Below are 25069 nucleotides of genomic sequence, written 5' to 3'. Positions count from 1 at the left end.
CGGGCCACCGCCCCGCCCCACCCCGCCACCGCGCGCCGACGCCCCGCGCCGCGGCCCGCGAGGAGCCGCGCCCGGCGGCGCGGCGGGGTGCGGCCTGCGTCCCGGATGTCGTGAACCGCCGTTGTCAGTGGCGGGTGCCAGACTCGCGCCCATGAGCGAGAGGTGGGCGCTGGCCCCGGAGCCGGAGGGGGAGGGCGCGCTCCTCGTGCCCCTCGGGCCGGACGGCGCGCCCGCCGGGGAGGTGCGCCGCGAGCCGGACCTGGCCGCGGCCGTGCGGGCCCGGCCCGGTGTGGCGCGCTGGGTGTGGCGGTCCACGGCCGAGGTGTATCCGCGGCTGCTCGCCGCCGGCGTCCGCGTCGAGCGGTGCTACGACGTGGAGGACGCCGAGCAGCTGCTCCTGGGCCACGAGGGCCGCCTCGGCGAGCCCCGCTCGGCCGCCGCCGCCTGGGCCCGGCTGCGGGACGCCCCGGTGCCCCCCGATCCCCCGCAGCGCACCGCCGACCCCGGCTCCCAGGACTCCCTCTTCGAGCCGAGGCCCGTCGCCGCCGTCCCCTTCGAGGGCCTCCTCGCCGTCTACGCGGAGCAGCAGCGCCGCCACGACCGGGCCGAACACCCGGGCAGGATGCGGCTGCTGACCGCCGCCGAGTCGGCCGGGATGCTGGTCGCCGCCGAGATGCACCGGTCCGGGCTGCCCTGGCGGGCCGACGTGCACCGGGAGCTGTTGCAGGAGCTGCTGGGCGAGCGGTACGCGGGCGGGGGCGAGCCGCGCCGTCTGGCCGGGCTCGCGGACGAGGTGTCGGCCGCCTTCGGCCGCCGGGTCAGACCCGACCTGCCGGCCGACGTGGTGAAGGCCTTCGCCGGGGCCGGGATCCGGCTGCGGTCCACCCGCCGCTGGGAGCTGGAGGAGATCGACCACCCGGCGGTGGAGCCGCTGATCGCCTACAAGAAGCTGTACCGGATCTGGACGGCGCACGGCTGGTCCTGGCTGGCGGACTGGGTGCGCGACGGCCGCTTCCGGCCGGAGTACCTCCCGGGCGGGACGGTCAGCGGCCGCTGGACGACCAACGGCGGCGGGGCGCTCCAGATCCCGAAGGTGATCCGGCGGGCGGTCGTCGCCGACGAGGGCTGGCGGCTGGTGGTGGCGGACGCCGACCAGATGGAGCCGCGGGTGCTCGCCGCGATCTCCCGCGATCCGGGCCTGATGGAGGTCGCCGGGCACCCGGACGACCTCTACACCCGCCTGTCCGACCGGGCGTTCTCCGGCGACCGCGACCACGCCAAGCTCGCCCTGCTGGGCGCGATCTACGGCCAGACCAGCGGTGACGGCCTGAAGAACCTGGCGGCGCTGCGCCGCCGCTTCCCCCGCGCGGTCGCCTACGTCGACGAGGCGGCGAAGGCCGGCGAGGAGGGCCGGCTCGTCCGCACCTGGCTCGGCCGGACCAGCCCCAAGGCGGTCGGAGCGGGCGACGACGGCGAGGCGGGCCTCCCCCAGGAGGGCCCCGAGCAGGCGGCCGTGGAGGACGGGTTCACGCCGGGGTACGCCTCCGGCAACGCCCGGGCGCGGGGCCGTTTCACCCGCAACTTCGTCGTCCAGGGCAGCGCCGCGGACTGGGCGCTGCTGATGCTGGCGGCGCTGCGCCGCACCCTGTCGGACGCCGGGATGCGGGCCGAGCTGGTCTTCTTCCAGCACGACGAGGTGATCGTGCACTGCCCGGCGGAGGAGGCCGGGGCGGTGACGGAGGCGATCCGGGCGGCGGGCGACGAGGCGGGCCGGATCGCCTTCGGGGCGACCCCGGTCCGCTTCCCGTTCACGACGGCGGCGGTGGAGCGGTACGCGGACGCCAAGTGACCCGGGGCGGCACGCCGGAGCCGAGCCCCGGAGCGGTACGCGGACACCGGACGGCAGCCGGAGCGGCAGGCGGACGCCGGGTGGAACCGGAGTCGTCCACGCGGACGCCGGACGGCGGCCGGCGTCCACGCGGACGGCGCCCTCCCGGCGCCTACTTGGCGGGGATCTTCGTCCACCGGGGGTCGAGCGCGACCGCCTTCAGCTGCTTCATCGTGAGGGCCGGCTCCGCGCGGGTCGCCGCGTCTTGCTGGGCACCGGTGTTGAAGGCGGAGACGACGACCCGGAAGCCGTCCGGCGTCATGGTGTCGGCGGACCACCACACCACGCCCGCGCCGCCCTTCTCGCCGGGCTGCCGGGAGAGCTTGACCAGGCGGCCGTCGGGCAGGGTGGTGACGTCGCCGGAGCCGTAGAGCTGGTCGGCGACGTCGTCCATGCCGTACTGGACGTTGACCTGGACGAGGCTCTTGCCCTTGCCGTCGTCGACGACGACGTAGGCGAACTCGCCCCCGCCGCCCTTGCCGACGACCCGGAGCCCCTTGGGCAGCACCGCGCGCAGGGTGGCGGCGACGCCGTTGCCGGTGATCTGCGGCGGCGGGGTCCTGAGGGGCTTGCCCGGGCCGCCCGGGGCGGCGGGAGCGGTGGGCAGCGGCGGGATCTGGGCGAGCAGCGGCCGCCAGGCCCTGGCGAGGACGATCCCCCTGAGCTGGTTGGCGTTGAAGGGCGGGTCCTCGCGGCTGATCTCGGCCCCCTTCTCGGCGGGCGCGTTGTACTCGCTCGCGTCGACCAGGAGGCCGTCCTGCGTGAGCAGGACCGCGCGCCAGTTCTTGGTCGCCTCGCGCTTGTCCGGGTACTCGTACCCCTGGAAGACCATCAGCCGGGAGCCGTCGGAGAGCCGTTCGGTGGTGCAGGCGTCGTGCGGGACGTACACCGGGTCGGGGCAGGTCACCTGGTCGGCGCCCGCTTCCGCGTCGCGGCCGGCCCGGCTGAGGGAGATGCCGAAGGCGGCCTCGCCCCGGCCGTCGTCGTAGATGCCGCTCAGGGCCTGGCCGGTGCCGTCGAGGCCGTCGAAGCTCCACTTCCCGGCGGGGGTGTTGGCCTTGACGATGTCCGCGATCCGGGAGAGCGGGATCTCCGCCTCGCCCGGCTTCAGGGTCCCGGCGGTCGGCGCCGGGGCGGGCGTCCGGGAGACGTCCGGCTTCCCGCCGTCCTGGGGGGCGGCGGCCGCGGACGCCTTGTCCGAGGCGTCCGGGGGGGTGACGACGGAGCCGGCGTAGACGCCGCCGACGCCGATCGCGGCGAGCGCGAGGGCACCGCCGGTGACGGCGAGGCGGCGGCGGAAGAGCCTGCGCCGGCCCCGGGCGAGGCCGCCGGAGACCAGTTCGGGCCGGCCGTCGACGGCGAAGCTCTCGCCGGCGGCGCGCAGGACCGGGCCGAGCTCGTCGGCGAAGCCGTTCTCGGGATCGTGGTGTTCGTGCTGGGGCATGGCGGGATCACCGTCTCTGCTGGGGAGGTGCAGGGGATGGAGGGGGCGGGCTTCGCGGACACCGGTGAGGCGCGTTGTCCGCGAACACCCTTATAAAGGGGCGGAGTTCGGCGGTGCGGCGGCACGGGCCGGTGCGACGGCCGGTGACGCGGCCCGCTCAGCGGCCGGCGAACTCCGCGACGCTGCCGCCGAGTCGCTGCCGCAGCTTGCCGAGCGCGCGCGAGGTGCGGGTGCGGACGGCGGCCGAGCTGGTGTGCAGGGCGTCGGCGGTCTCCTCGACGCTGCGGTCCTCCCAGTAGCGCAGCACCACGACCGCCCGGTCCTTCGGGGGCAGTGCGGCGAGCGCGTCGAGGAGGGCGATCCGCAGCAGGGGGTCGCTGCCGTCGTCCGGGGTGTGGTCGGGCAGTTCGCCCAGCGGGCGCTCGGTCGCGGAGCGGCGGCGCTGGTGGCTGAGGAACGTGCGGACGAGGACGGTCTGGGCGTACGCGGCGGGGTTGCCGATCCGGGACGTCCGTCCCCAGAGGGCGTACATCTTCCCGAGCGTCTCCTGCGTGAGGTCCTCGGCGAGGTGGACGTCCCCGCTGGTCAGCAGGCAGGCCGAGCGGAACAGCTGGCCCGTGCGCGCCGAGGCGAACTCCAGGAACTCGTCCGCGCGGGACGTTCTCATGCCCCTCCTCTCCCTGGTGGTCGCGGTCCGGTGGTCGCGGGGGGTGACGGCCGGTCGCCGTGGGCGACCGGCCTCCCCCCGCTGTCGTGCTGTACACCTCTTCGACGCGACGGGAGCGGGGAAATGTTTCATCGAACCCGCCCGCGCACGTATCCCGAGAAGCGGAATCGGGTAATCCTGTTGGTATGAACACCTTCAGCGCAGAGAACCTGGCTGCTGGGGTTTGGCAGTCGGGTCTGGGACAAGTCATCGGCGGCCTGGTCCTCGTCGCCATCCTGATCGGGGCCTTCTGGTTCGGCTACCGGGTCCGCACCCGCGAGTCCCGCCCCCCGGAGCCCGAGGAACAACCGCACCGGCCGGAGACCGGCGCGATCCCCGGAGAGATGTCCGAGTACCGCCGGCCCGCGGAGATGCCGCAGACCGACGGCGCCCACCGGCTCATGCCGTACCAGCTCAAGGAGGGCGGCGGCACGGAGACCTCGCCCGACCCGCCCAGCGAGGAGAAGCGCAAGTGGGGCGGCATCTCCAGCGGTGGCTTCGGCAGCGGAGGCACCGGACACGGCGACTGACGTGGACACCGCCTCGCGCGCCCGGCTGCGGGTCATGGCCCGCGCCCTGCTCGGCTCCGTCCCCGAGGCGGACGGGGCGGTGCGGACCGCGGAACGCGTCCTCGCCCCGTACGGCCCCGGCCCCCGCACGCGCCGGGGCCCCGGCCCCGTGCCCGATCCCGGCCCCTCCCCGGAGGCCGTCCTCGCCCGGGTCTGCCTCGGCCGGCTCAGGGCCCGGGAGGCCCGCCGCACCGACCCCTGGGACCCGTGGTCCGGCGTCTCGGACGCGCCGGACCCCACCCCGGCGGAGCGGCTCGTCCTCGTCCTCCACGACGACTTCGGCGTCCCCTACGAGGAGCTCGCCCCCGCGCTGGAGCGCGCCCCGGCGGCGGTCCGCCAGATCGGCGCCCGCGCCCGGGCCCGGGCCCGGGGCACCGAGGAGATGCCCGCCCCCGATCCGGTGCGCCTCGGGGCGGCCGTCGAGGCGGTCCTCGCCGCCGCCCGGGACGGCGACACGGCGGCCCTCCGCGCCCTGCTCGACCCGGACGCGGTCCTGCGGGCCGACCCCGGAGCCGTACGCGGCGGGGTCCGGCCCGCCCACGGCGCCCCGGCGGTCGCCCGGGTCCTGGCGGCCCGCGCGCCGCTGGGCCGCCCGGTCCTGGTGAACGGCGCCCCGGGCCTCGTCGCGGCCCCGGACGCGGTCTACCGCTTCACCGCCCCGGCCGGCCCGATCACCTCGATCGACGTCCTGGCCGACCCGTCCCACGTGAACCGCCTCGCGATCACGCCGTGACCGGCCCGCCGCCCCGCCGGGGGGACGGGTCTCGCGGCCCGCGGGCCACCCGCCCGCCGCGGCACGCGCACCACCGCGGCACGGGCCCCCGCCGTCAGCGCTCGCCGGCCTCCGCGGCGGCCCGCGGGACCGCGACGTCGGCCCGGCGGCCCGCCCGGTCGGCGATGTGCCCGGGCACGGCCCCGGCGAGGGCCTCCGGCAGGGCGGGGTCGGGGACCGGCGTGCCGAAGGTGGTCACCACCGGCAGCACCCCCGCCCACAGCCCGAGCTCCGCGTCCTCGGAGTCGCCGTCGTCCGGCGGCCCGCTCCGCGTCTTCACCGACGCCTCGGTGAGGTCGAGCGCGAGCAGCGAGGTGGCCGCCAGCTCCTTCCGGCTGGGCCGGCGCACGTACTCCCACTGGCCCGGGCTGCTCTGCTCGGTCAGCGCCCGCAGGCCCCGCAGCTTCTCCTCCGGGTCGGTCACCAGCTCGGGGACGCCGTAGACCATGGCGCACCGGTAGTTCACCCCGTGCTCGAACACCGACCGGGCCAGCACCAGCCCGTCCACGTGGGTCACCGTCACGCAGACCGTGCTCCCCGGCGCCTGGACGAGGCTCCGGCTGGCCACCGACCCGTGCACGTACAGCCGGTCGCCGTCGACGCCGTACGCGGTCGGCACCACCATCGGCACGCCGTCCACGGTCACCCCCAGGTGGCAGAGCCACCCGGCGGCCAGCACGGCGTCCAGGTCCTCCCGCCGGTGCGACCCCTTCTCCCTCATCCGGCGCAACCGCGTCCGCTCGGTCACCCCGAGCTCGTCCCGGCCCATGCTTCCCCCACTTCCTCGGAATCGTCGCTGCCATCATGCAGCTCCGGCGGGCCGTGATCGACCCGGGTCAGCGGAACGGCCGGAACTGGCACGGGTCTTCGGCGCCGACCCCCGCCACCAGGGCGTGCGCCCGTGTCGCCGTGTGGGTGAGGCTGACCAGCCAGGAGCGGACGCCCGCCGCCTCCGCCAGGGCCGCCGCGCGGCCGGAGAGGAGGAGGGAGGGCGCGCCCCCGGGGGCCCGCAGGACCTCTATCTCGGTGAGGGCCGCACCGGAGAGGCCGGTTCCCAGGGCCTTCAGCACCGCTTCCTTCGCCGCGAACCGGACCGCGTACCGCTCCGCCGGGTCGCCGAGGACGTCGCAGTAGGCGCGCTCCGCATCGGTGAACACCTTGGTCCGGAAGCGTGGTTGCCGGGTCAGGGCGGCCCGGATGTCGGCCACGTCCACCAGGTCCGTCCCGACGCACAGGACCCGCCTGCCGACCAGGCCTTCCGTCCACTCCGTGCGGGGTCCCACTCGCGATCCGTCTCCTTGCCGCGCAACCGCCCTCAGGACTAGGGTGCCTGCCGCCACCCGACAGAGCACCACAGTAGCGAGAGGGCCACCGCGATGAGTGTGCGGTTCACGATCGAGGCCAACCCCACACCTGCGAGCCGCGCCCGTCGCGACGAGATCCTCCAGGACCCCCGGTTCGGGCAGTACTTCACCGATCACATGGCCCGCGTCGTCTGGACGAAGGACGGCGGCTGGCGGGACGCGGCCGTCGTGCCGTTCGCCCCCATCCCGATGCACCCGGCCGCCGCCGTCCTGCACTACGCGCAGGAGATCTTCGAGGGCATGAAGGCCTACCGGCACGCGGACGGTTCGGTGTGGACCTTCCGGCCCGAGGCCAACGCCGAGCGCTTCAACCGCTCCGCCCGCCGGCTCGCCCTGCCGGAGCTGCCCGTCGAGGTCTTCCTCGAGTCCGTCACGCAGCTGGTGCGCGCGGACCGCGACTGGGTGCCCGACCAGGGCGAACAGAGCCTCTACCTGCGGCCGTTCATGTTCGCCTCCGAGGCGTTCCTCGGGGTGCGGCCCGCGGCCGAGGTGACGTACATGGTCATCGCCTCGCCGGTCGGCCCGTACTTCTCCGGCGGCGTGAAGCCCGTCTCCATCTGGCTCTCCGGCCAGTACACCCGGGCCGGACGCGGCGGCACCGGCGCGGCGAAGTGCGGCGGCAACTACGCGGCCAGCCTCGCGCCCATGCTGGAGGCCGGCGAACACGGCTGCGACCAGGTCTGCTTCCTGGACGCCGCCGAGGGGCGGTACGTCGAGGAACTCGGCGGCATGAACCTGTACTTCGTCACCCGCGACGGCCGGCTCCTCACCCCGGAGCTCGGCACCATCCTGGAGGGCGTCACCCGGGCCTCCATCCTCACCCTCGCCAAGGAGCTCGGCCTCGACGTCGAGGAGCGGCAGGTCGACATCCGCGAGTGGCAGGAGGGCGCCCGCACCGGCGAGATCCGCGAGGTGTTCGCCTGCGGCACCGGCGCCGTCGTCACCCCCGTCGGCCGCCTCGTCTGGGAGGACGGCGAGGTGACCGCCCCGGACACCGCCGCCGAGGACTCGGTCACCATGAAGCTGCGCCGTCAGCTGGTGGACATCCAGTTCGGGCGCGCCGAGGACCCCTACGGCTGGATGCGGCGCCTCGTCTGAGCGGGCCCGCCCCCGGCCCGGCCGGGGGCGGGCACTCCCCTCCCGGCCCGGTCAGGCCGGGGCCGTGAGCAGGCCGAGGCCCACCGCCTCGTTCGGGCAGACCCCGCCGCACGCGTCGCCGGTCTGGGTCCGCCCCTCCGTCACCGGCAGACAGGCGTCCGCCAGGTCCGCCGCGGTCAGCGCCCGCCCCTTGCCGACGCCCCGCTGCACGGCGAGCGCCACCACCCCGGCCGCGTAGGCCGTCGCCCCGGACGTCCCGCTGGAGACCAGCCAGCCGTCGTCCGGGGCGGTGTCGTCGTAGGCGCTGTTGCGGCGGTCGAACATGCATCCCGGCTGGGTCGGGAACACCACGTAGTCGCCGTGGGGCAGCATGCCGCACGGCCCGGAGAGGTCGGGGACCCGGCGGCCCGGGAAGACGTCCGAGCGGTAGCTGGACGCCAGGTCCGCGGCGCGCCTGCGGCCGTCCGGCGCGACGTGGACGCCGCCGACGGTGATCGCGCCCGGAGTCGCCACCGACTGGAACATGGCGGTGCGCCGGTCCGTGGACCCGTTCCCGGCGGCGAACAGGACCGTGATCCCGCGCCGCACCGCGTCGGCGACCTCCAGGTGGAGGTGGGGTTCGGCGCGCAGGGTGCCCCAGCTGCACGAGATGACGTCCGGGGCCAGCTCCACCGCCCGCTGGAAGGCGGCCACCGGGAAGGAGAAGCTCTCGCAGGCCATCTTGACCATGGTGAGCTCGGCCGCCGGGGCGACCGCGAGCAGCAGGGCGGACATGGCGGTGCCGTGGCCGCGCTCGTCCACGGCGGGATCGAGGGCGGACAGCGCGGGGACGACCGACGTGCGGTAGCCGTGGGCGCGGTGGTGCGGGTGGGCGTACAGGCCGGTGTCGACCATCACCACCCGGACCCCGTCGCCGCGGTTCCCGGCCTCGTGCGCCCGGCCGGCGCCCGCCAGGCGCACCGCGTCCTCGGGCAGGCGCAGACGGCGGGGGTCGGGGGGCAGCGGCGGGGCGGCCCGGGGCGGGGGCGGCGCCCCGGCGCCCAGTTCGAAGCCCGCGCGGGGCACCCGCACCTCCGCGACCAGCTCGGGGTGGGGCCGGGAGCGGAGCGGGCCCGCGGCGGCGAACTCGTGGCGGACGGTCTCCCTGATGTACTTGTTCCGCACCGGCCGCACCGGGTGGCCGAAGACCTCCGCGAGCAGCTCCGGGGGGCCCGAGACGGTGAGGCCCACCCCGGTCCTGGCCTCGACGGCGAGGCCCTCGCGGGCATACGCGTCGGCCAGCCGGTCCACGGTGCCGGGGGCCGGCAGGAACTCCTCCACCCCGTGCCGCAGGAGCAGCGCGGGATCGTCGCCGAGCGCCGCACCGCCGGCCGACCGGGGTACCACCGTCACCACACCGCACCGCGCGAAGCGGGCCGCCTCCGCCCCGCTCACCGCCTCGCTCACCGGCTCGCCCCCGTCCCGTCCCCGGCCGCGTCCGCCGTCTCCCGCAGCCGGTCCCGGTCGAGCTTCCCGGTCGGCGTCAGGCCCACGTCCCCGTCGGCCGGGAACTCGATCCTGGCCGGCATCATGTAGTCGGGCAGCCGCAGCGCCAGCTCGCGGCGCAGCTCCTCCTCGCGCGGGCCCGTGTCGCCGTCCCGCGCGCCCAGGACGAAGAGCACGATCGCCCGGCCGGTCAGGGGGTGCGCCACCGGCACCGCGCAGCAGTCCGTCACCCCGGCCGCGGCCAGTGTCGCGGCCTCGACCTCGGAGAGGTGGACGAGGTTGCCGTTGATCTTCAGGGCGTCGTCGCGGCGCCCCAGGAAGACCAGCGCCCCGTCCTCCGGCCGTCGGCGGACGTAGTCGCCCGACCGGTAGTACCGCTTCCCCGAGCCGGCCGGAAGCTCGACCACGGAGCGGGCGGTGCGCTCCGGCTCGCCGCAGTAACCGACCATCACCTGCGGCCCGCCGATGAGCAGTTCGCCGGTGTCGCCGTCGTCCACCGGCCGCAGCGCGTCGTCCACGACGAGGACGTCGACGGCCGGCAGCGGACGGCCGATGGGGAGGAACTCCCCGCCGTCCTCGCCCGGGGCGTCGGTGAGGAAGAGCGTGGCGCTGTGGGTGGTCTCGGTGGGTCCGTACCCGTGCACGTACCGCAGGCCGGGGACGAGGGCGGAGAACGCCTCCAGGACCGAGACCGGGCACGACTCGCCGCCGAACCACAGCCGCCGCAGCGAGCCGAGGTCGCGCCGGGCGGCGTCGCTGAAGCGGCCGACCAGCATCCGGATCACGGACGGCACCAGCAGCGTGTCGGTGATGCGCCACTCCTCGATCGCGCGGGTGACCTGGGTGGGCATGCGCAGCCGGGGCAGGAGGTGGACGGTGCCTCCGACCAGGAAGGTCGACCACAGGTCCACGACGGAGGCGTCGAAGAAGAGCGGCGCCACGTTGAGGAAGCGCATGCCCTCCTCGAAGCCGACGGTCTCCTGCACCCCGGCCAGCAGGGCGCACATCGACCGGTGGCTGATCACCACGCCCTTGGGCGAGCCGGTCGAGCCGGAGGTGAAGACGACGTACGCGTGGTCCTCGGGGCTCCGGCCGGGCACCCCGGCCGGCCGGGGCTCGGCCTCGGCCGAGGGGTCCCAGCCGAGGCCGCCGTCCGCCGGGTCCGCGCCGACCGTGACCACCTTCCCGGCCGGCGCGCCGTCGAGCAGCGCGCGGTGGGCGGGCTGGACCAGGGTGACCGTGGGCGCGCACTTCCCGAGCAGCAGCCCGACGCGGGCCGCCGGCAGCGACTCGTCCAGCGGTGCGTAGCGGGCGCCGAGCCGCAGCGCGGCCCACATGACGGCCACCGAGGCGGCGGACTTGTCCATCACCAGGGCGACGGTCCCGCCCCGGCCGACGCCGAGCCCGGCCAGCAGGTCGGTCAGGGCCTGGACGCGCCGGGCGAGGGTCCGGTAGGACACCTGCTCGCCGGTCTGGAGGTCCACGACGGCGACGGCCGTGCTGTCCCGCCGTCGTTCGAGCAGCTCGTCGGCGAGCGTGACGTTCATCGTTCCTCCGGGTGCGTCCCGTCGAGGCGGCGGCGGATCGCCTCCAGCAGCTCCGGGAAGGTGTCCATCCGCTGGTCGTACGAGCCGAAGTGGCCCATGCCGTGCATGGGGTGGAAGGTGCTCCCCGTGAGCTCGTGCAGTTCCTCGGCGACCTCGAAGGGCACCCAGGGGTCGTCCTTCGAGTGGAACTGCTCGATGAAGGACTGGTTGGCGCGGACGGCGTCCCAGTCCCACGGGGTGTCGAAGAAGCCGCTGCGCCGTTCCAGTTCGAATCCGCAGTCGTGGTGGTGGCCGGCCACGGCGAAGGTGCCGAGGAGCGGCGCCTTCTCGGCGTACCGGAACGCGGCCAGCGCGCCGGACGAGTGGCCGACGATGATCGTCCGTTCGTCCGGGCGGATGACGTCGCTGAGGTAGGGCAGCCAGTAGCGCATCCGGCCCTTGATGGGGTCGGGGAAGGTCTCGGCCACCACCTGCGCGCCGAGGGCCTCCAGTTCCCGCTTGAGGTAGGGGAACCAGATGCCCTCGACCGTCGCTCCGGCGTTCCCGTGGATCAGCACCACGCGCACGTCCGAACGGATCTCAGACAGGGGACACCTCCTCCTCCAGGAGTTCCTCCAGGAGGCCGGCGAGGGACCCCAGGGTCGCGAAGTTCTCCGTCGTCAGCAGCTCGGGTTCGAGCTCGATGTCGTAGAACGTCTCGAAGGCCAGGGTCAGTTCGATCATCTGGGTCGAGTTGAGCGACAGCCCTCCGTTGAACAGGGGCGTGTCGGAGTCGAGCTCCACCCGGTGCCCCGGGAAGATCTGGGCTATCACCGCGCGGAGATCGTCCTCGATCTCCTTCTGGGTCCTGCGGTTCTCCACCGGTGGTTCAGCTCCCCTCGGTCTTCGCGGAGCCGGTGTCCGCGGCGGTCCCCGCGGCGGTCTCCTCCGCCGACTTCGGGCGGGTCTGGAGGAAGAGCGGGGTGCGCGGGATGTTCTGCGCGTCCTGGTGGAAGGGGTTGCGCTTGTTCTTCAGGGACAGGTACATCGTGCGCCGGGCGCGGGCCTTCTCCTCGTCCGAGTAGAAGAGGAACGCGATGTTGCCGGCGTTCTCCCGGCCGATCTCGGTGAGGGTCAGCTCCTCGTCGGTCTCGATCGCGTAGTCGCCCGCGACCAGCCAGTCGACCTCGCGGCGGTACTTCTCGAAGTTGGCGACGTCGGCCTTGCGGACGCTGCCGAAGACCGGGAAGAAGACCATGACCCGGTTCTCGACCTCGTCCTCGGAGCAGATGCGGCCCTGCTCGATCGGGATGATGCCTTCCTCGACCTCGCGCATCCACCGCTCGACGTCGGTGTGGTTGCGGTAGCTGCGCTCGCCCATGTAGTTCTCGGCGGCCGGGCCGATGCCGAGGGTGTAGCTGGCGCGGTAGCCGTTGCCGCCGCAGGCGTGGTTGAGGCCGATCTCGCCCGAGTCGTCGAGGTGGGTGAAGAAGTTGATCAGGAGCTGCTTGTCGTAGCCGTACCCGGCCAGGCCCTCCTTGATCTGCCGGTACTGCTCGCGCTCGATGGCCCCCGACGGCTTGACGTCGGCGACCTTGCCCGCCCTGATCTGCTGGTCGAGGCGGGTGCCCTCCCACTGGTTGAAGCGGTACGTCTGCACGAAGCTGGGGCGCAGCTCGCCGCAGATGCCCGCCAGGTCCTTGGCGAGGACCTCGTCGTCCTGCCCCGGCAGGTTGTACATGAGGTCCAGGGCGAAGGTGCGGATGCCTGCCTTGCGGATGTTCTCGGCGGTCTGGTGGACCTGGTCGACGGTCGCCTTGATGGTGAGCTTCTTGCGGATCTCCGGGTCGAGCGTCTGCACGCCGAAGGAGATGCGGGTGATGCCCAGGGACTTCAGCATCTCGATGTAGCCGTCCTTGGAGAGGCCGAGCGGGCTGCCCTCCAGGGAGATGCCGTCGACCTCGCTCAGGTCGAACTCGCGGTGGACGGCCTCCAGGATGGCGGCCATCGACTCCTGCTCCAGGGCGGAGGGCGTACCGCCGCCGAACTGGACGTACTTGACCTTGGTGCCCTGGAAGTACTTCGAGCGGGCGTTGCGCTGGATCTCCTTGACCATCGCCTGGACGAAGCGCTTCTGCCGCTCGCCCTGGTACTTCGCCGCCGACTCCTTGAAGCAGGCGCAGAAGTTGCAGAAGGCCTCGCAGAACGGGATGTGGAAGTAGAGCAGGATGTCGGTCTGCTCCGGGTGGGACTGACGGTCCAGGAAGGAGAAGTACTCCGCCTTCTTGTCCTCGGAGTCGAGGGCGTCCTGGAAGGCGCAGATCTTCGGGTAGAACCAGGTGACGTTGGTGCGCTTCTCGGGGCTCTCGAACTCGTCCTTCAGATAGAAGTTCGAGTCGAGGCCCAGCATGAAGGGGTTCTCGACGTGGGTCGTCATGACCTAGGCTCCCGCTCTTTGGGTCAGGAAGGCTGGCTGGAGGGCTCGGCGGGGGCCTCGGTGGGCTCGCCCTTGGTGCCCCGGCTCTCGTGGATGACCGGGTACTTGTTGCTCATCTCGCCGTTGATCTCGATCCACTGGAACTTGTCTTCCGGCAGGTCGACGTCCGCCCAGATCGCCTCGGGCGGACACTCGGAGACGCACGCGTTGCAGTCGATGCATTCCTCGGGGTTGATGTAGAGCATGTCGGGGCCCTCGTGGAAACAGCTCACGGGGCAGACGTCCACGCAGTCCGTGTACTTGCATCCCACGCATTCGTCGGTGACGACATACGCCATGGTTCTCTCCTCCCTCAGGCGTGGACGGGCGCCACTTCGGTGGTCCGCCGCATCCAGCCGAACCGGTCGACGGACTCTCCCCGGTGGATCCCGTCCAGCAGGTCCCGGAAGCGGGCGGTCACCGGACCGGCCTCCTCCGAGGCGAGCCGGTACTCCTCGCCCCGGTGGCCGAGGGAGACCACCGGCGCCACCCCGGCGGCCGTGCCGGTGGCGAAGCACTCGGTGACGGAGCCGTCGGCGATGCCCTTGAGGACCTCGGCGAGCTCCACGCGCCGCTCGGCCACGGCGGTCCCGGCGTCCCGGGCGAGCTTCACGACGGAGTCGCGGGTGACGCCGGGCAGCACGGTGCGGTCGAGCGCGGGCGTGGTCAGGACGCCGTCGATCACGAAGAACGCGTTCAGCTCGCCGATCTGCTGGACGAAGCGGCCCTCGCCGTCGAGCCACAGCACGTGGTCGTTGCCGTAGTTGGCGGCGATCTCGGTGGGCACCACGCCGGCCGCCAGCCCGCCCGCCGTGTTCAGGTCGCCCGTGCCGCCGGGCCAGGCCCGCACGTACCCGTCCAGCGTCATGGCCTTCAGCGGCCTGGGCGCCGCGGCGGCCGGCACCGAGCCGAGCACGTAGAAGAGGCAGGCGTCCGCGGGCCCGGCGGTCAGCTCCGTGCCGTCCGCGGCGAGCACCGCGCGCAGCCGCAGCGACGCGCCCGCCTCCCGCGGCAGCCAGCCCTCGTCGAGCTCGACCATCGCCCGTACCGAGCTCCAGACCCGGTCGAAGTCGACCTGCGGCATCGCGAGCCGGCGGGCCCCGTTGTTGAGCCGCTTGATGTGGCTGTCGGGGCGGAAGACGGCGACCGTGCCGTCCGCGAGCCGGTACGCGGCGAACTCGTCGACCACGGTCTGCCCGGCGAGCACGGCGGCGGCCGTGGGGCGCAGCGCCGGGATGCCGTCCCGGTCCGCCACGGTCAGTCCCTGCCAGGTGCGCCGCTTGCCGGTCCGCATGAAGAACGCGTGGTCGGTGAGGACGGCCCCGGCCGGTCCGTCCGCCTCGGGCCGCGGGCGGGGGGTGGTCGTGGGGGTGACGGTCAGTTCGTTGCTCATGCGGGGGCACCCTTCTTGTCCTGGTGGCCGACGCCTTCGACGTCGACCCTGACCTCTGAGAGGACCGAGGCGACGAGGCGCTCGACCCGGTCGAGGTCGCCCTCGAAGTGGATACGGGCGACGCGGTTGCTGAAGATGTCGCCCGGGTCGAGCTCCGCCCCCGGCTCCGCCTCCGGCAGGAGGCCGCGGAACTCGGCCGCCTCCGTGAAGGCGTCGATGCCGGAGAGCGTTCCGGCGAAGGTGCCGGGCCGGTCGGTGGTGACGAACGCGAGACCCGCGCTCACCGGCGCCGGCGCGCCGGGATCGTGGGACAGCCCGCGCGCGGCGTCCGCCGTGGCGGCGCACAGGTCCACGCCGGGTCCGGCGAGCACCAGCTCGGGGATGTTGTCGCCGGCGAGCCGGGCCCCGACCTCGATCAGTACGGGGCCGCGGTCGCGGACGATCCGGGTCTCGATGTGGAACGGGCCCACGGTGAGGTCGAAGGCGGCCACGACCCCGCGGGCGAACCGCTCCAGGACCTCGCCGTGCGGCGAGCGCTCCGGCGCGGTGGCGATGTGGCCCATCTCGAAGAAGTCCGGTGGGGCGGAGAGGAACTTGGTGGTGACGCTCGCGAGGTGCGGCCCGTCGGCGTCGACCCAGCCGTCGAGGGAGAACTCGGGGCCCTCCACGTACTCCTCGACCAGGGCGGTCCGGCGCGGGTTCGGATGGAACTTCACCTCCTCGCCGGGGTCGTGGACGGCCGCGCAGGCCCGCGCGTACTCCTCCTCGTCGCGGCAGAGGCTCACCATCAGGCTGCCGCCGCAGTCGACGGGCTTGACCACGACCGGGAAGGGCAGCGGACAGGGGCCGGTCTCCTCGGGGCCGACGGGGACCGAGCGCGGGTAGGCGACGCCGCGCTCCTCGCACCGGCGGCGCATGACGTCCTTCTGCCGCACGGCCTCGGCCGCCTCCGCGCCGAGCGCGGGCAGCCCGAGGGTCCGGGCCAGCTCGGCGGCCTCCGGCACCGCGTACTCGAAGCCGGCGATCACCCCGGTGGGGGCGGTGCCGGTCGCCGCGCAGGCCTTCTCCACCAGGCGGAGCAGTCCGGCCACCCCCGCGTCGGGGTGCCAGTCGACGACGGTGGCGCCGGCGTGGACCCCGGGCGGCAGCAGCTCGGGGAACTGGGTGGGGACGAGGCAGGGCACCCCGGCCGCGACCATCCGGGCGGTGAGCCGGACGCCGGCCGACAGGGGCTGGACGATGATCAACACGTGCGTCCGCTCCCCGCTCCGCCGTCTTCGCCGAGGGTCCGGCCGATGTGCAGCGTGAAGATCATCGGTACCGGGCCGAAGTTCTCGATCAGCCGGAGCCCCTCCGCCGCCGCCGCGGGCCCGGTGGTGACGCAGGCGTCGTACTGCCCGGACGCGCACAGCGCGGCGGCGCGCGAGTTGCTGCTGGTCAGGGTGATCTCGCCGCGCTCCGCGACCAGGCTGCTGGGGGCCGGGTGGCTGACGATCGTGGACACGGCGGCGTGGTCCGGGCGACCGGCCAGCACCATGTCGTGGGTGTCGAGGATGAAGCTGTCGGCCATCTCCAGCCGGTGCAGGTTCCGGAAGACGAGGTCGTGCAGCCGGGGGTAGACGGCGCAGGCGAGGATGGCCTCGGTGCGGTCGAAGGCCATGGCGTCGAGGCCGTCCTCCACCTCGGCGTGGAGCACCACCGTGCCGGCGGTCCCCCGCTCCGCGAGCCAGTGGTGGGCGGCCTTCTCCAGGTTGGTGCCCGAGGGCCCCAGGGTGTGGATGACGGTGACCCTCGACAGGACGGCCTCCCGGTCGTCCTTCGCGGTCGCGTGGTCGTCGTTCATGCGCGTCGTCCCCCGTTCTCGTCGGCCCGCGGGACGGGCCGCAGCCAGCCGTGCGCGTCGGGCACACGTCCGTGCTGGACGTCCAGCAGGCTGCCGCGCAGAGCCGCGGTCATCGGTCCCTCTCCTCCGTCGCCCACCGTCAGGTCCTCGGCACCGATGCCGAGCCGGCCCACCGGAACCACGACGCCGGCCGTGCCGCAGGCGAACACCTCGGCCAGCCGGCCGGAGCGCAGACCGTCCCGGACGGCGTCGATCGTGGTGTGCTCCTCGGCGGCCGCGATCCCGCGGTCCCGCGCCAGGGTCAGGAGCGAGTCGCGGGTCAGACCCCGGACGATGGTCCCGTCGCACGGCGGGGTCGTCACCCGCACCCCGTCCCCGTCGCGCCAGACGAGGAAGAGGTTCATGGTGCTGAGCTCCTCGATCCGGCTCCGCCCGATCCCGTCGAGCCACAGCACCTCGTCGTACCCGGCGGCCTGCGCCTCGGTGCGGGTGAGCAGGCCGGCGGCGTAGTTGCCCGCGCACTTGGACTCGCCGGTCCCGCCGCGCACGGCGCGCACCGTCTCGGTCGCGGTGGTCACCGACAGCGGCCGGAAGTCCGCGCCGAAGCACGGGTCCGCCGGGTAGGCGAGGATCACGCACCGGTAGCGCCGGGAGGGCCGGAGCCCGAGGTCCGCCTCCGTGGCGATGAGGAGCGGCCGCAGGTAGAGGCTCTGCCCGTGACCGCCCGGCACCCACGCCCGGTCGGCCGCGACCAGCTCCGCGCACGCCCGGACGAACAGCGCGGGGGGCATCTCGGCCATCGCGAGCCTGGCGGCGGAGCGGGCCAGCCGGCGCCCGTGGTCCTCGGGGCGGAACAGGTGCACCGACCCGTCCGCGGCCCTGAAGGCCTTCAGGCCCTCGAACACCGCCTGCCCGTAGTGGAGTCCGAGCGTGGCCGGGTTCATCGCCAGGTCGGTCCAGGACTCGATCCGCGGCTCCGACCAGCCGGTCTCCGCGTCCCAGTCGACGACGGCGGTGTGCGGGGTGGAGTGACGGCAGAAGCCGGGATCCTTGAGGATCGCTTCGAGCTCGGGCGCGTCGCGGGAGTCAGACACGGACTTCGTCACCCCACAGCGCGAGCGGCGCGAGGGGCCCGCCGTAGCGGTCGGGTTTGGCCTCCGGGCGGCGGAGCAGCGTCCCGAAGAGGAAGTCCACGGCGCCCGCCTTGTAGACCGCGTCGTCCTCGTTGCGCTCGATCTCCTCGATCAGTCCCACGAGTTCGCGCACCGACTCCACGATGTCGGCCTTCGGGCCCAGGGCCCGGCGGCCCTGCCCGTCCTGGGTGAACAGCCCCTTCGACGCGAGCCAGGTGCCCAGGGCGAAGCCGGTGCCGGCGTCGAAGTTGCGCAGCGGCTCGGGCTGCGCCGGGTAGCGGAAGAGGCGTTCCAGGATGATGTACTCGAAGACGAGCGGGCCGTGGGGCACGTCCTCCTCGAAGCAGGCGATGGCCGACTTCATGTCGACCTTGAGCTCCTCCAGGAGCCCGGGCCGCCACGTCGTCTTGACGGCCAGGTGCCGGTCGAGGGGGCGCGGGCCGGTGTGGTGGAAGTAGTCGTGCATGTACCCCCAGACGCAGCGCGCCTGGTAGGTGGTCTCGGGGTCCACGTCCGCCGAGACGAGCGCCGTCTCGCCCGCGAAGGGCGAACCCGGTCCGCACAGCCGCTCCGTGATCGCCAGGGTCTGGGCGTAGATCTCGGTGTGCCGGTTGAAGAAGAACCAGGCGAAGTTCTGGTCGGTACATCGGGTGGCGGCCGGGATGTTCTCCGGGAAGAAGACCACGCAGTTGCCCTCGCGCAGGCCCCGGGAGGCGGACAGCAGCCGGGTGGACTGGAAGACGGCCTTGGGGTGCGGGTAGTCCGCCTGGAGCCGGGGCGTGCTCTCCGGGTCCTCCCGGACCACCGAGAACGCCTCGATGTGGACGTCGTGCCGGTCGCTGTTGGGAAGCGTCACCGGCCCCACGAACGCGGCGGCCTCGCCGTCCTCGGGGGCGGGCACCGCGTCACGGGTGCCGTCGAAGTGCGGGACGCCCTCGCAGCCCGCCTCCTGCCACGCCCTCAACTCCCGGCGGGTGGACGCGATCTGCGCCTCGGGCATCAGGCCCCGGAGCTTCTCGACGGCCGTGACGACGGCATCGACGGCGCGGTGGATCTCCTCGGCGGAGACGGCCGGCGCTCCGTCCGCCCGCCCGGTGTCGTGGCGTCTGCCGCGCAGCTCCCGCAGGGCGTCGACCGCGGGAACGACGTGTCGTTCGAACTCCAGAAGTGTGGCAACGGCACGCGCCCGCACAGTACCCCCGTCAAGTAGCCCTCGGACGGCTCCCCCAGGGGACGCGCACATGGTCAGCGCCTCATCCGAGCCATTCGATCTGGAAAGCTAGTCTCGTACTCCCGTGCAGACAAGGGGTGTTCGAATCCTGGCGCGGCGTCTTCCGCGTGACCGCCCTCCCGAGCGAACGGCGATGTCCGCGCATCGACCGCGGCCGGCCGCGGAGTGCTTATACTCTGGCCCTGCCCTGCGGGTGAGCCCCTCGCCCGGCCTTCGGAACGCGGACGCGGGGATGCGCCCGCCCTCCGGCGGACCACGGCCGCGGAGAGCCTGTCCGACGGACTCGGTGACACGAACGACGGGGGAGCATGAGCCACGAAGCGAGCAGGAGAACGGCCGATGCGCCCGCCGGGGGCGGGGACGGCACCCCGCCCGAAGCGCCGCACGCCTACATGCCCGGCCCCCAGGTGGCGCGCTTCGTCGCCGGTCGCGGACTGGCCGCGCTCGGCGACCAGTTCCTCCTCTTCGCCATTCCGCTGCTGACCTACAAACTGACCGGCAGCGCGTCGCAGACCGGTCTCATCTTCCTGGTCGAATGGCTGCCCCGCGTGCTGTTCCTGCCGGTGGCCGGGGTGTTCGCGGACCGCATCCGCAGCTACGTCCTGTACATCGGCTCGGACTTCATACGCTCGGCCCTCGGGCTCACCGCGTTCGCCCTGATGTTCCTGGTGCCCGACGGCCAGTTCCTCACCCTGTGCGTGCTCGCCGCCGGCATGTCGGTGGCCGGCGCGCAGTCGTACATCGCCCTGGAGGCCACGCTCCCCCGGTTCGTCCCCATGGACCAGATGGTCCGGGCGCAGTCGATCATCCAGGGCACGGAGCAGACCAGCGAGGTCATCGGCCCGGTGCTGGCCGCGCTGCTCACCTCGGCGCTCCCCACGACCAGCCTCCTCGCGGTCATCGGCGTGGTGTACGCCCTGACCACGCTCAACACCCTCTCCCTGAGGCGCTGGCTGCGCACCGAGAAGCTCTCGGTGGCCGCCGGGGAGCGCACCACGGTCCGCTCGGTGGTCGCCGGCATCGCCGAGGGCGTGACGACCCTGCGGAAGCTGCCCGCGGTCCTCGGCCTGGTCGGACTGACCATGACGGTCAACCTGATGGTCGGTGTCGGCATGGCCACCAGCGCCGCCACCACCGTGGGCGTCTTCCGCCAACCTGACACTCTCTACGGCGCCTTGAGCACGGCGGCGGGAATCGTCGGCGTTCTGACGCTCTTCGTCGTCCCGTGGCTGACGAAGTTGATGAATCCTTTCGCCGCCCTGATGACGTCCTACTCCCTCATCTGCCTGGGCGGCGTCGGCGTGGGCCTGGCGGAGACCTTCACCCAGTACGCGGTGGGCTACGCGGTGCTGCTCGGAACCGTCGGGTTCTTCAACGTCGTCATCCGCACGGAACGCGTCCGGAGGGTTCCGCGCGAGCACTTCGCGAAGACGATCGCCATCATCATCCTCCTGCACCAGCTGTCCCTGCCCGCGGCCGGACTCCTGGTCGCCCTCTTCACCCAGTCCTTCAGCCCCCAGAGCATCGTCCTGGGCTCCGTCATCGGCTCGGCCTGTGCCGTCGTCCTGCTCATTCCGCTACTCGCACGCCTGAGGACCCACCATGCGCATCCTGATCCTGCACCGAGTCACGGACAAAATGATCCGGCACGCGACGGGGATTGACCACGCGGCCCACGACGTCACCTACGTGGGCCCCGCGGACCGGCTGGCCACCCTGCCGTCCGACCTCCGCTGCACGCGCATCGAGCGTCCCGACACCGGCGACCTGACGGAGGAGGTGCTGGCCGCGGTCGACGGGCTGCCCGCCTTCGACATGGTGCTCGCGCTCTCCGAGTTCGACCTGATCGCCGGCGCCCGGGTGCGCGCGGCCCTCGGGGTGCCCGGCGACCGGGAGGAGGACATCGCGCCCTGGCGCGACAAGGTGGTCATGAAGTCGATGGTCGCCGCGGCCGGGCTGCGGGTCCCCCGCTTCCTGTCCCTGACCGAAGCCCTCGCGGCCGGCCCCGGGGAGATCCCCTGGACCGGCGGGACGGTGCTGAAGCCGCTCGACGGCGCGGCCAGCCTGGACGTGCGCGTCTACCCGACGCCGGACGAGGCCCTGGCGGCGGTCCGCGAGGGCGGAGCGGCCCCCGACGGCGCCCCGTGGGACGGCTTCGAGGTCGAGGAGTTCGTCACCGGCCCGATCGTCCACGTGGACGGCATGCTGATCGACGGCAAGCCCATGGCGATCCAGGCCAGCCGCTACGTCGGCACCTGTCTGGGCTTCGCGGAGGGCACGCCGCTGGGCTCGGTGCAGATCGAGATGACGCCGGAGCTGAGCCGCTGGACCGCCGACTGCCTCGCCGCCGTCTCCATCACCACCAGCCTCTTCCACCTGGAGGGCATCGAGACCCCGGACGGGCTGGTCTTCCTGGAGGTCGGTGCCCGCTTCGGCGGCGCGGACGTGGTGGACACCTTCGAGCTCGCCACCGGGGTGCACATGCCTTCCCGGTACCTCCAGCTGGTCACCGGCGGCGTGGCCGCCGAGGACCTGACCTGGCCCGAGTCCGACGGGTCCCGCTACGGCTGGTTCTGCTGGCCGAGCCACCGACTGGGCGCCGAGCGCTGCCGGATCGAGGGCGCGGACGAGTTCCGCGAGAGCCCGCTGGTGTACCGGTGGAGCCAGCGGACCGAGGACGAGCCGATCAAGACGGTGCTCAGCTACGCGGACACCGACATCCCGCTGGCCGGCGTGGTCGGCCCCGGCACCTCGGAGGAGCTCACCCGCTTCCTCTCCGACGCCTTCGCCTCCATACGCGTCACCCCCCTCACCCCGGCGGACCCGACCGCCTGACCCCGGAACCGTGCCGGGCCCCTCCAGGCCCGGCACCCTCCCGGCGTGCCCGGCCGAGGGGCGACGCCCCCTCCGGACAACAGAAGAACCCCAGGCCGGAGAAGATCCGACCTGGGGTTCCAACTGAGCCGCCTTCGGGATTCGAACCCGAGACCTACGCATTACGAGTGCGTTGCTCTGGCCAACTGAGCTAAGGCGGCGCGCTGCGCGACACCATGGTGGGTGCAGCAGCGTGGCCAAGTCTACACAGTTTCCGGGGGTGCTCCGACCACGGGCGGAGCGGGCCGGTCCGGGGGCTATGAGCAGCGCTTTCCCTCGGCGGGCGGGGTGCCTTCCAGGAGGTAGGCGTTGATCGCGGTGTCGACGCAGTCGCTGCCGCGGCCGTAGGCGGTGTGGCCGTCGCCCTCGTAGGTGAGGAGGGTGCCGGAGGAGAGCTGGTCCGCGAGGGACTCGGCCCACTTGTAGGGGGTGGCGGGGTCGCGGGTGGTGCCGACGACGAGGATGGGGGCGGCGCCGTCGGCGGTGATGCGGTGCGGGCGGCCGGTGGCCGGGGACGGCCAGTAGGTGCAGTTCAGGGCGGCCCAGGCGAGGCCGGTGCCGAAGACGGGGGACGCCTTGTCGAAGGACGGGGCGGCGGCCCGCGCGGCGGCCGGACCCTGGTAGGCCGGCGGCAGGTCGAGGCAGTTCACGGCGGCGTTGGCGAACATGAGGTTGGCGTAGGAGCCGTCCGGCTCCCGCTCGTAGTAGCTGTCGGCCAGCGCGAGGAGGGCCGAGCCCTCGCCGCCGACGGCCCGGGTGAGGGCCTCCCGCAGCTGGGGCCAGGCGCCCTCGTCGTACATGGCCGCGATGACGCCGGTGGTGGCCAGGGACTCGCCGAGCGCGCGGGTCTCCCCGGTGGGGACGGGATCGGCGTCGGCGGCGCGGAAGAAGCTCCGCAGGGCCTCCCCGGCCTCCTCGACGGAACCGGTGCCCAGCGGGCAGTCGGGCTGGGCGACGCAGTCGGCGGCGAAGGCCCGGAAGGCGGTCTCGAAGCCGGCCGTCTGGTCCCGGTTGAGTTCGAGCGCCGAGAGGGACGGGTCCATCGCCCCGTCGAGGACGAGCCGGCCGACCCGTGCCGGGAACAGCTCGGCGTAGGTGGCGCCGAGGAAGGTGCCGTACGAGGCGCCGACGTAGTGCAGCTTCTCGTCGCCGAGCACCGCCCGCAGGATGTCCATGTCCCGGGCCGTCTCGACCGTGGAGACGTGCGGCAGGACCTCGCCGGCGCGCCGCTCGCACCCCGCCGCGAACTCCTTGAACGAGGCCGCCAGCGCGTTGACCTCCGCCGTGTCGTCCGGGGTCTGGTCGACCTGGGTGTACGCGTCCATCTCGGGGCCCGTCAGGCAGGCGACCGGCTCGCTGCGGCCGACCCCGCGCGGGTCGACCGCGACCATGTCGTAGCGGGCCCGCACCGGCTGGGGGTAGCCGATGCCCGCGTACCCCTGGAGGTAGTCGACGGCCGAGCCGCCCGGCCCGCCCGGGTTCACCAGCAGGGAGCCGATCCGGGCGCCGGGGCCGCTCGCCCGCACCCGCGAGACCGCCAGCTCGATCGCGGGGCCGTCCGGCTCCGCGTAGTCGAGGGGGGCGAGCAGCGTCGCGCACTGGAACCCCTCGACGCCGCACTCGCGCCAGGAAAGCTTCTGCCCGTAGTACTTCCTCAGCGTCTCGGGCGAGGGCGCCGGGGTGGCGGCCGGCCGCGCCGACGCCATCCGGGACGCCGCGGGCGCCGCCGCGTCGCTCCCGCCCGTACAGCCGGAGAGGATCAGCCCGGCGGCGGCGAGCGCCGTGGCGGAGGTACGGAGGAGACGCCTGGAGTCCATGGCCGGAGCGTATCCGGACGGGTACACTCCGTGTCCAATCGCGCGTCGGCCCGGACCGGGGTCAGCCGCGCAGGGCCATCGTCATCGCCTCCACCGCGAGGAGCGGGGCCACGTTCCGGTCGAGGGCCTCGCGGCAGGCGAGGACCGCCTCGACGCGGCGCAGGGTGAACTCGGGGGTGGACGCCCGGGCGATCTGCTCCACCGCGTCCCGCACGTCCTCGTTGGCCAGCGCGGAGCGGGTGCCCAGCTGGAGCGTGAGCACGTCGCGGTAGAAGCCGGTGAGGTCGGTGAGCGCGAGGTCCAGGCTGTCCAGCTGGGTCCGCCGGCCGCGGCGCTTCTGCTTCTCCTCCAGCTCCTTCATCATCCCGGCCGTGCCGCGCGGCATCCGCCCGCCCTGCACGGCGCCGAGGGCCGCCTTCAGCTCCTCGGTCTCCTTGGCGTCGATCTCCTCGGCGACCTGCTTCGCGTCCTCCGCCGCCGCGTCGACCAGCTCCTGGGCCGCCTTGAGGCAGCCGCCGATGTCACCCACCCGGGTGGGCAGCTTCAGGACGACGGCGCGGCGGGCACGGGCCCGCTCGTCGGTGGCGAGCCGGCGGGCCCGGTCGACGTGTCCCTGGGTGGCCCGGGCCGCCGCGTGGGCCCGCTCCGGCTCGATGCCGTCGCGCCGGATCAGCACGTCGGCCACCGCCTCGACGGACGGGGTGCGCAGGGTGAGGTGGCGGCAGCGGGAGCGGATCGTCGGCAGGACGTCCTCGACCGAGGGGGCGCAGAGCAGCCAGACCGTGCGCGGGGCGGGTTCCTCGACGGCCTTCAGGACGGCGTTGGCCGACTTCTCGTTGAGCCGCTCGGCGTCGGTGACGAGGATGACCTGCCACCGGCCGTTGGCCGGCGAGGTGAACGACTTGCGGACGGTGTCCCGCATGTCCCTGACGAGGATCTCGGTGCCGACCGCGGAGACCGTCGTCACGTCGGCGTGGGTGCCGACCAGCACCGTGTGGCACCCGGTGCAGAAGCCGCAGCCCGGCGCCCCGCCGAGCGCCCGGTCGGGGCTCACGCACTGGAGGGCCGCGGCGAACGCGCGGGCGGCGTCGACCCGGCCCGCGCCGGGCGGGCCGGTGAAGAGCCAGGCGTGCGTCATCTTCGACGCCTCGGGCTCGGGCCCGCCGGAGGCCTGGGCGGTGACCAGCGCGTCGGCGTCCCGCGCGGCGGCGGCGAGCTGCTCCTCGACCCGCTCCTGTCCGACCAGGTCGTCCCATACGGCCATGTCTGCCCCTCCTGAAGGTACGTCCCCCATTGTGGGGCAGCCGACCGACAACCGGTCCCGCCACCGAACCGGACCGAACCGGACCGGACCGACCGCGGCTCGGCGACACGCGGTCCCGGCGGTACGCGGAACCGGCCGTACGCGGAACCGGCCGTACGCGAAACGGGCCGCACGCGAAACGGGCCG

At 73.8% G+C, this 25069-nt stretch carries 23 protein-coding genes and 1 tRNA gene; 6 read left to right on the top strand and 18 right to left on the bottom strand.

What is annotated here, in order from left to right; all coding sequences use genetic code 11:
- The first annotated feature begins 151 nt into the window (after positions 1-151).
- Positions 152-1849 (top strand): bifunctional 3'-5' exonuclease/DNA polymerase, encoded by a 1698-nt coding sequence (locus IE287_RS13055; protein ID WP_189849150.1) that lies wholly within the window; start codon positions 152-154, stop codon positions 1847-1849.
- Positions 1850-2000: 151 nt separating this feature from the next.
- Here IE287_RS13055 and IE287_RS13050 read toward each other — a convergent pair whose 3' ends face one another.
- Entirely contained in the window at positions 2001-3332 is a 1332-nt protein-coding gene (locus tag IE287_RS13050; protein WP_189849149.1) for a hypothetical protein, read from the bottom strand.
- 157 nt (positions 3333-3489) lie between these two features.
- On the bottom strand, positions 3490-3999 hold the full coding sequence (locus tag IE287_RS13045; RefSeq protein WP_189849148.1) for a SigE family RNA polymerase sigma factor: 510 nt from the start codon (positions 3997-3999) through the stop codon (positions 3490-3492).
- Positions 4000-4184: 185 nt separating this feature from the next.
- On the opposite strand from IE287_RS13045, the gene IE287_RS13040 reads away from it, so the two are divergent.
- Together IE287_RS13040 and IE287_RS13035 are read left to right on the top strand one after the other, a co-directional pair.
- Positions 4185-4568, top strand: coding sequence for a DUF6479 family protein (locus IE287_RS13040; protein WP_189849147.1), 384 nt, complete (start codon positions 4185-4187; stop codon positions 4566-4568).
- A 1-nt stretch (position 4569) separates the two neighbouring features.
- Complete coding sequence (locus IE287_RS13035) at positions 4570-5340, top strand: sigma-70 family RNA polymerase sigma factor family protein (protein WP_229883454.1); 771 nt, start codon at positions 4570-4572, stop codon at positions 5338-5340.
- 94 nt (positions 5341-5434) lie between these two features.
- Here IE287_RS13035 and IE287_RS13030 read toward each other — a convergent pair whose 3' ends face one another.
- Together IE287_RS13030 and acpS are read right to left on the bottom strand one after the other, a co-directional pair.
- Positions 5435-6148 carry a pyridoxamine 5'-phosphate oxidase family protein gene (locus IE287_RS13030; protein ID WP_189849146.1) on the bottom strand — a complete coding sequence of 238 codons (714 nt, stop codon included), beginning with the start codon at positions 6146-6148 and terminating at the stop codon, positions 5435-5437.
- A gap of 67 nt (positions 6149-6215) precedes the next feature.
- A complete protein-coding gene (gene acpS, locus IE287_RS13025; RefSeq protein WP_189849145.1) occupies positions 6216-6662 on the bottom strand; it encodes a holo-ACP synthase in 447 nt (148 codons plus the stop codon).
- A 93-nt stretch (positions 6663-6755) separates the two neighbouring features.
- On the opposite strand from acpS, the gene IE287_RS13020 reads away from it, so the two are divergent.
- Entirely contained in the window at positions 6756-7841 is a 1086-nt protein-coding gene (locus IE287_RS13020; RefSeq protein ID WP_189849144.1) for a branched-chain amino acid aminotransferase, read from the top strand.
- A gap of 51 nt (positions 7842-7892) precedes the next feature.
- Here IE287_RS13020 and IE287_RS13015 read toward each other — a convergent pair whose 3' ends face one another.
- The 11 genes from IE287_RS13015 to IE287_RS12965 are packed head-to-tail and all read right to left on the bottom strand — an operon-like array spanning position 7893 to position 18889.
- A complete protein-coding gene (locus IE287_RS13015) occupies positions 7893-9287 on the bottom strand; it encodes a S8 family serine peptidase (RefSeq protein ID WP_229883453.1) in 1395 nt (464 codons plus the stop codon).
- Positions 9284-10873 (bottom strand): amino acid adenylation domain-containing protein, encoded by a 1590-nt coding sequence (locus tag IE287_RS13010; RefSeq protein ID WP_189849143.1) that lies wholly within the window; start codon positions 10871-10873, stop codon positions 9284-9286. The genes IE287_RS13015 and IE287_RS13010 overlap by 4 nt, the downstream gene beginning before the upstream one ends.
- A complete protein-coding gene (locus IE287_RS13005; RefSeq protein WP_189849142.1) occupies positions 10870-11439 on the bottom strand; it encodes an RBBP9/YdeN family alpha/beta hydrolase in 570 nt (189 codons plus the stop codon). The genes IE287_RS13010 and IE287_RS13005 overlap by 4 nt, the downstream gene beginning before the upstream one ends.
- 13 nt (positions 11440-11452) lie before the next feature.
- Positions 11453-11734, bottom strand: coding sequence for an acyl carrier protein (locus tag IE287_RS13000; protein ID WP_189849141.1), 282 nt, complete (start codon positions 11732-11734; stop codon positions 11453-11455).
- Between the two features lie 7 nt (positions 11735-11741).
- The gene (locus IE287_RS12995) at positions 11742-13289 is read right to left on the bottom strand and encodes a coproporphyrinogen-III oxidase family protein (RefSeq protein WP_189849140.1); all 1548 of its coding nucleotides are present in this window, start codon (positions 13287-13289) and stop codon (positions 11742-11744) included.
- A 23-nt stretch (positions 13290-13312) separates the two neighbouring features.
- On the bottom strand, positions 13313-13627 hold the full coding sequence (locus IE287_RS12990) for a 4Fe-4S dicluster domain-containing protein (RefSeq protein ID WP_189849139.1): 315 nt from the start codon (positions 13625-13627) through the stop codon (positions 13313-13315).
- 14 nt (positions 13628-13641) lie between these two features.
- Positions 13642-14721 carry an aminotransferase class IV gene (locus IE287_RS12985; protein WP_189849138.1) on the bottom strand — a complete coding sequence of 360 codons (1080 nt, stop codon included), beginning with the start codon at positions 14719-14721 and terminating at the stop codon, positions 13642-13644.
- Complete coding sequence (locus IE287_RS12980; RefSeq protein ID WP_189849137.1) at positions 14718-15971, bottom strand: ATP-grasp domain-containing protein; 1254 nt, start codon at positions 15969-15971, stop codon at positions 14718-14720. Before IE287_RS12980 ends, IE287_RS12985 begins: the two co-directional genes overlap by 4 nt.
- Positions 15965-16564: a bacilysin biosynthesis protein BacA gene (locus IE287_RS12975; RefSeq protein ID WP_189849136.1), complete on the bottom strand. Its 600-nt coding sequence runs from the start codon at positions 16562-16564 to the stop codon at positions 15965-15967. The genes IE287_RS12980 and IE287_RS12975 overlap by 7 nt, the downstream gene beginning before the upstream one ends.
- Positions 16561-17658, bottom strand: a complete 1098-nt coding sequence (locus IE287_RS12970; protein ID WP_189849135.1) for a branched-chain amino acid aminotransferase — start codon at positions 17656-17658, stop codon at positions 16561-16563. Before IE287_RS12970 ends, IE287_RS12975 begins: the two co-directional genes overlap by 4 nt.
- Positions 17651-18889, bottom strand: a complete 1239-nt coding sequence (locus IE287_RS12965) for a DUF6421 family protein (protein ID WP_189849134.1) — start codon at positions 18887-18889, stop codon at positions 17651-17653. The genes IE287_RS12970 and IE287_RS12965 overlap by 8 nt, the downstream gene beginning before the upstream one ends.
- Positions 18890-19236: 347 nt before the next feature.
- Here IE287_RS12965 and IE287_RS12960 point away from each other — a divergent pair, with 347 nt between their 5' ends.
- Entirely contained in the window at positions 19237-20592 is a 1356-nt protein-coding gene (locus IE287_RS12960; protein ID WP_229883452.1) for an MFS transporter, read from the top strand.
- Positions 20531-21763 (top strand): ATP-grasp domain-containing protein, encoded by a 1233-nt coding sequence (locus IE287_RS12955; RefSeq protein ID WP_229883451.1) that lies wholly within the window; start codon positions 20531-20533, stop codon positions 21761-21763. Before IE287_RS12960 ends, IE287_RS12955 begins: the two co-directional genes overlap by 62 nt.
- Positions 21764-21889: 126 nt before the next feature.
- On the opposite strand, the gene IE287_RS12950 is transcribed toward IE287_RS12955, so the two are convergent.
- The 3 genes from IE287_RS12950 to IE287_RS12940 form a co-directional block, all read right to left on the bottom strand.
- A tRNA-Thr gene (locus IE287_RS12950) sits at positions 21890-21963 on the bottom strand.
- Between the two features lie 96 nt (positions 21964-22059).
- Complete coding sequence (locus IE287_RS12945) at positions 22060-23619, bottom strand: alpha/beta hydrolase (RefSeq protein ID WP_189849133.1); 1560 nt, start codon at positions 23617-23619, stop codon at positions 22060-22062.
- 61 nt (positions 23620-23680) lie between these two features.
- Positions 23681-24883: a DNA polymerase III subunit delta' gene (locus IE287_RS12940; RefSeq protein WP_189849132.1), complete on the bottom strand. Its 1203-nt coding sequence runs from the start codon at positions 24881-24883 to the stop codon at positions 23681-23683.
- Positions 24884-25069 lie beyond the last annotated feature (186 nt).

This window comes from Streptomyces omiyaensis (assembly GCF_014650895.1).
Lineage (GTDB): Bacteria > Actinomycetota > Actinomycetes > Streptomycetales > Streptomycetaceae > Streptomyces > Streptomyces omiyaensis.
Note: the sequence above shows the minus strand (reverse complement) of the source record. Positions and strands in the feature narration are given on the sequence as shown.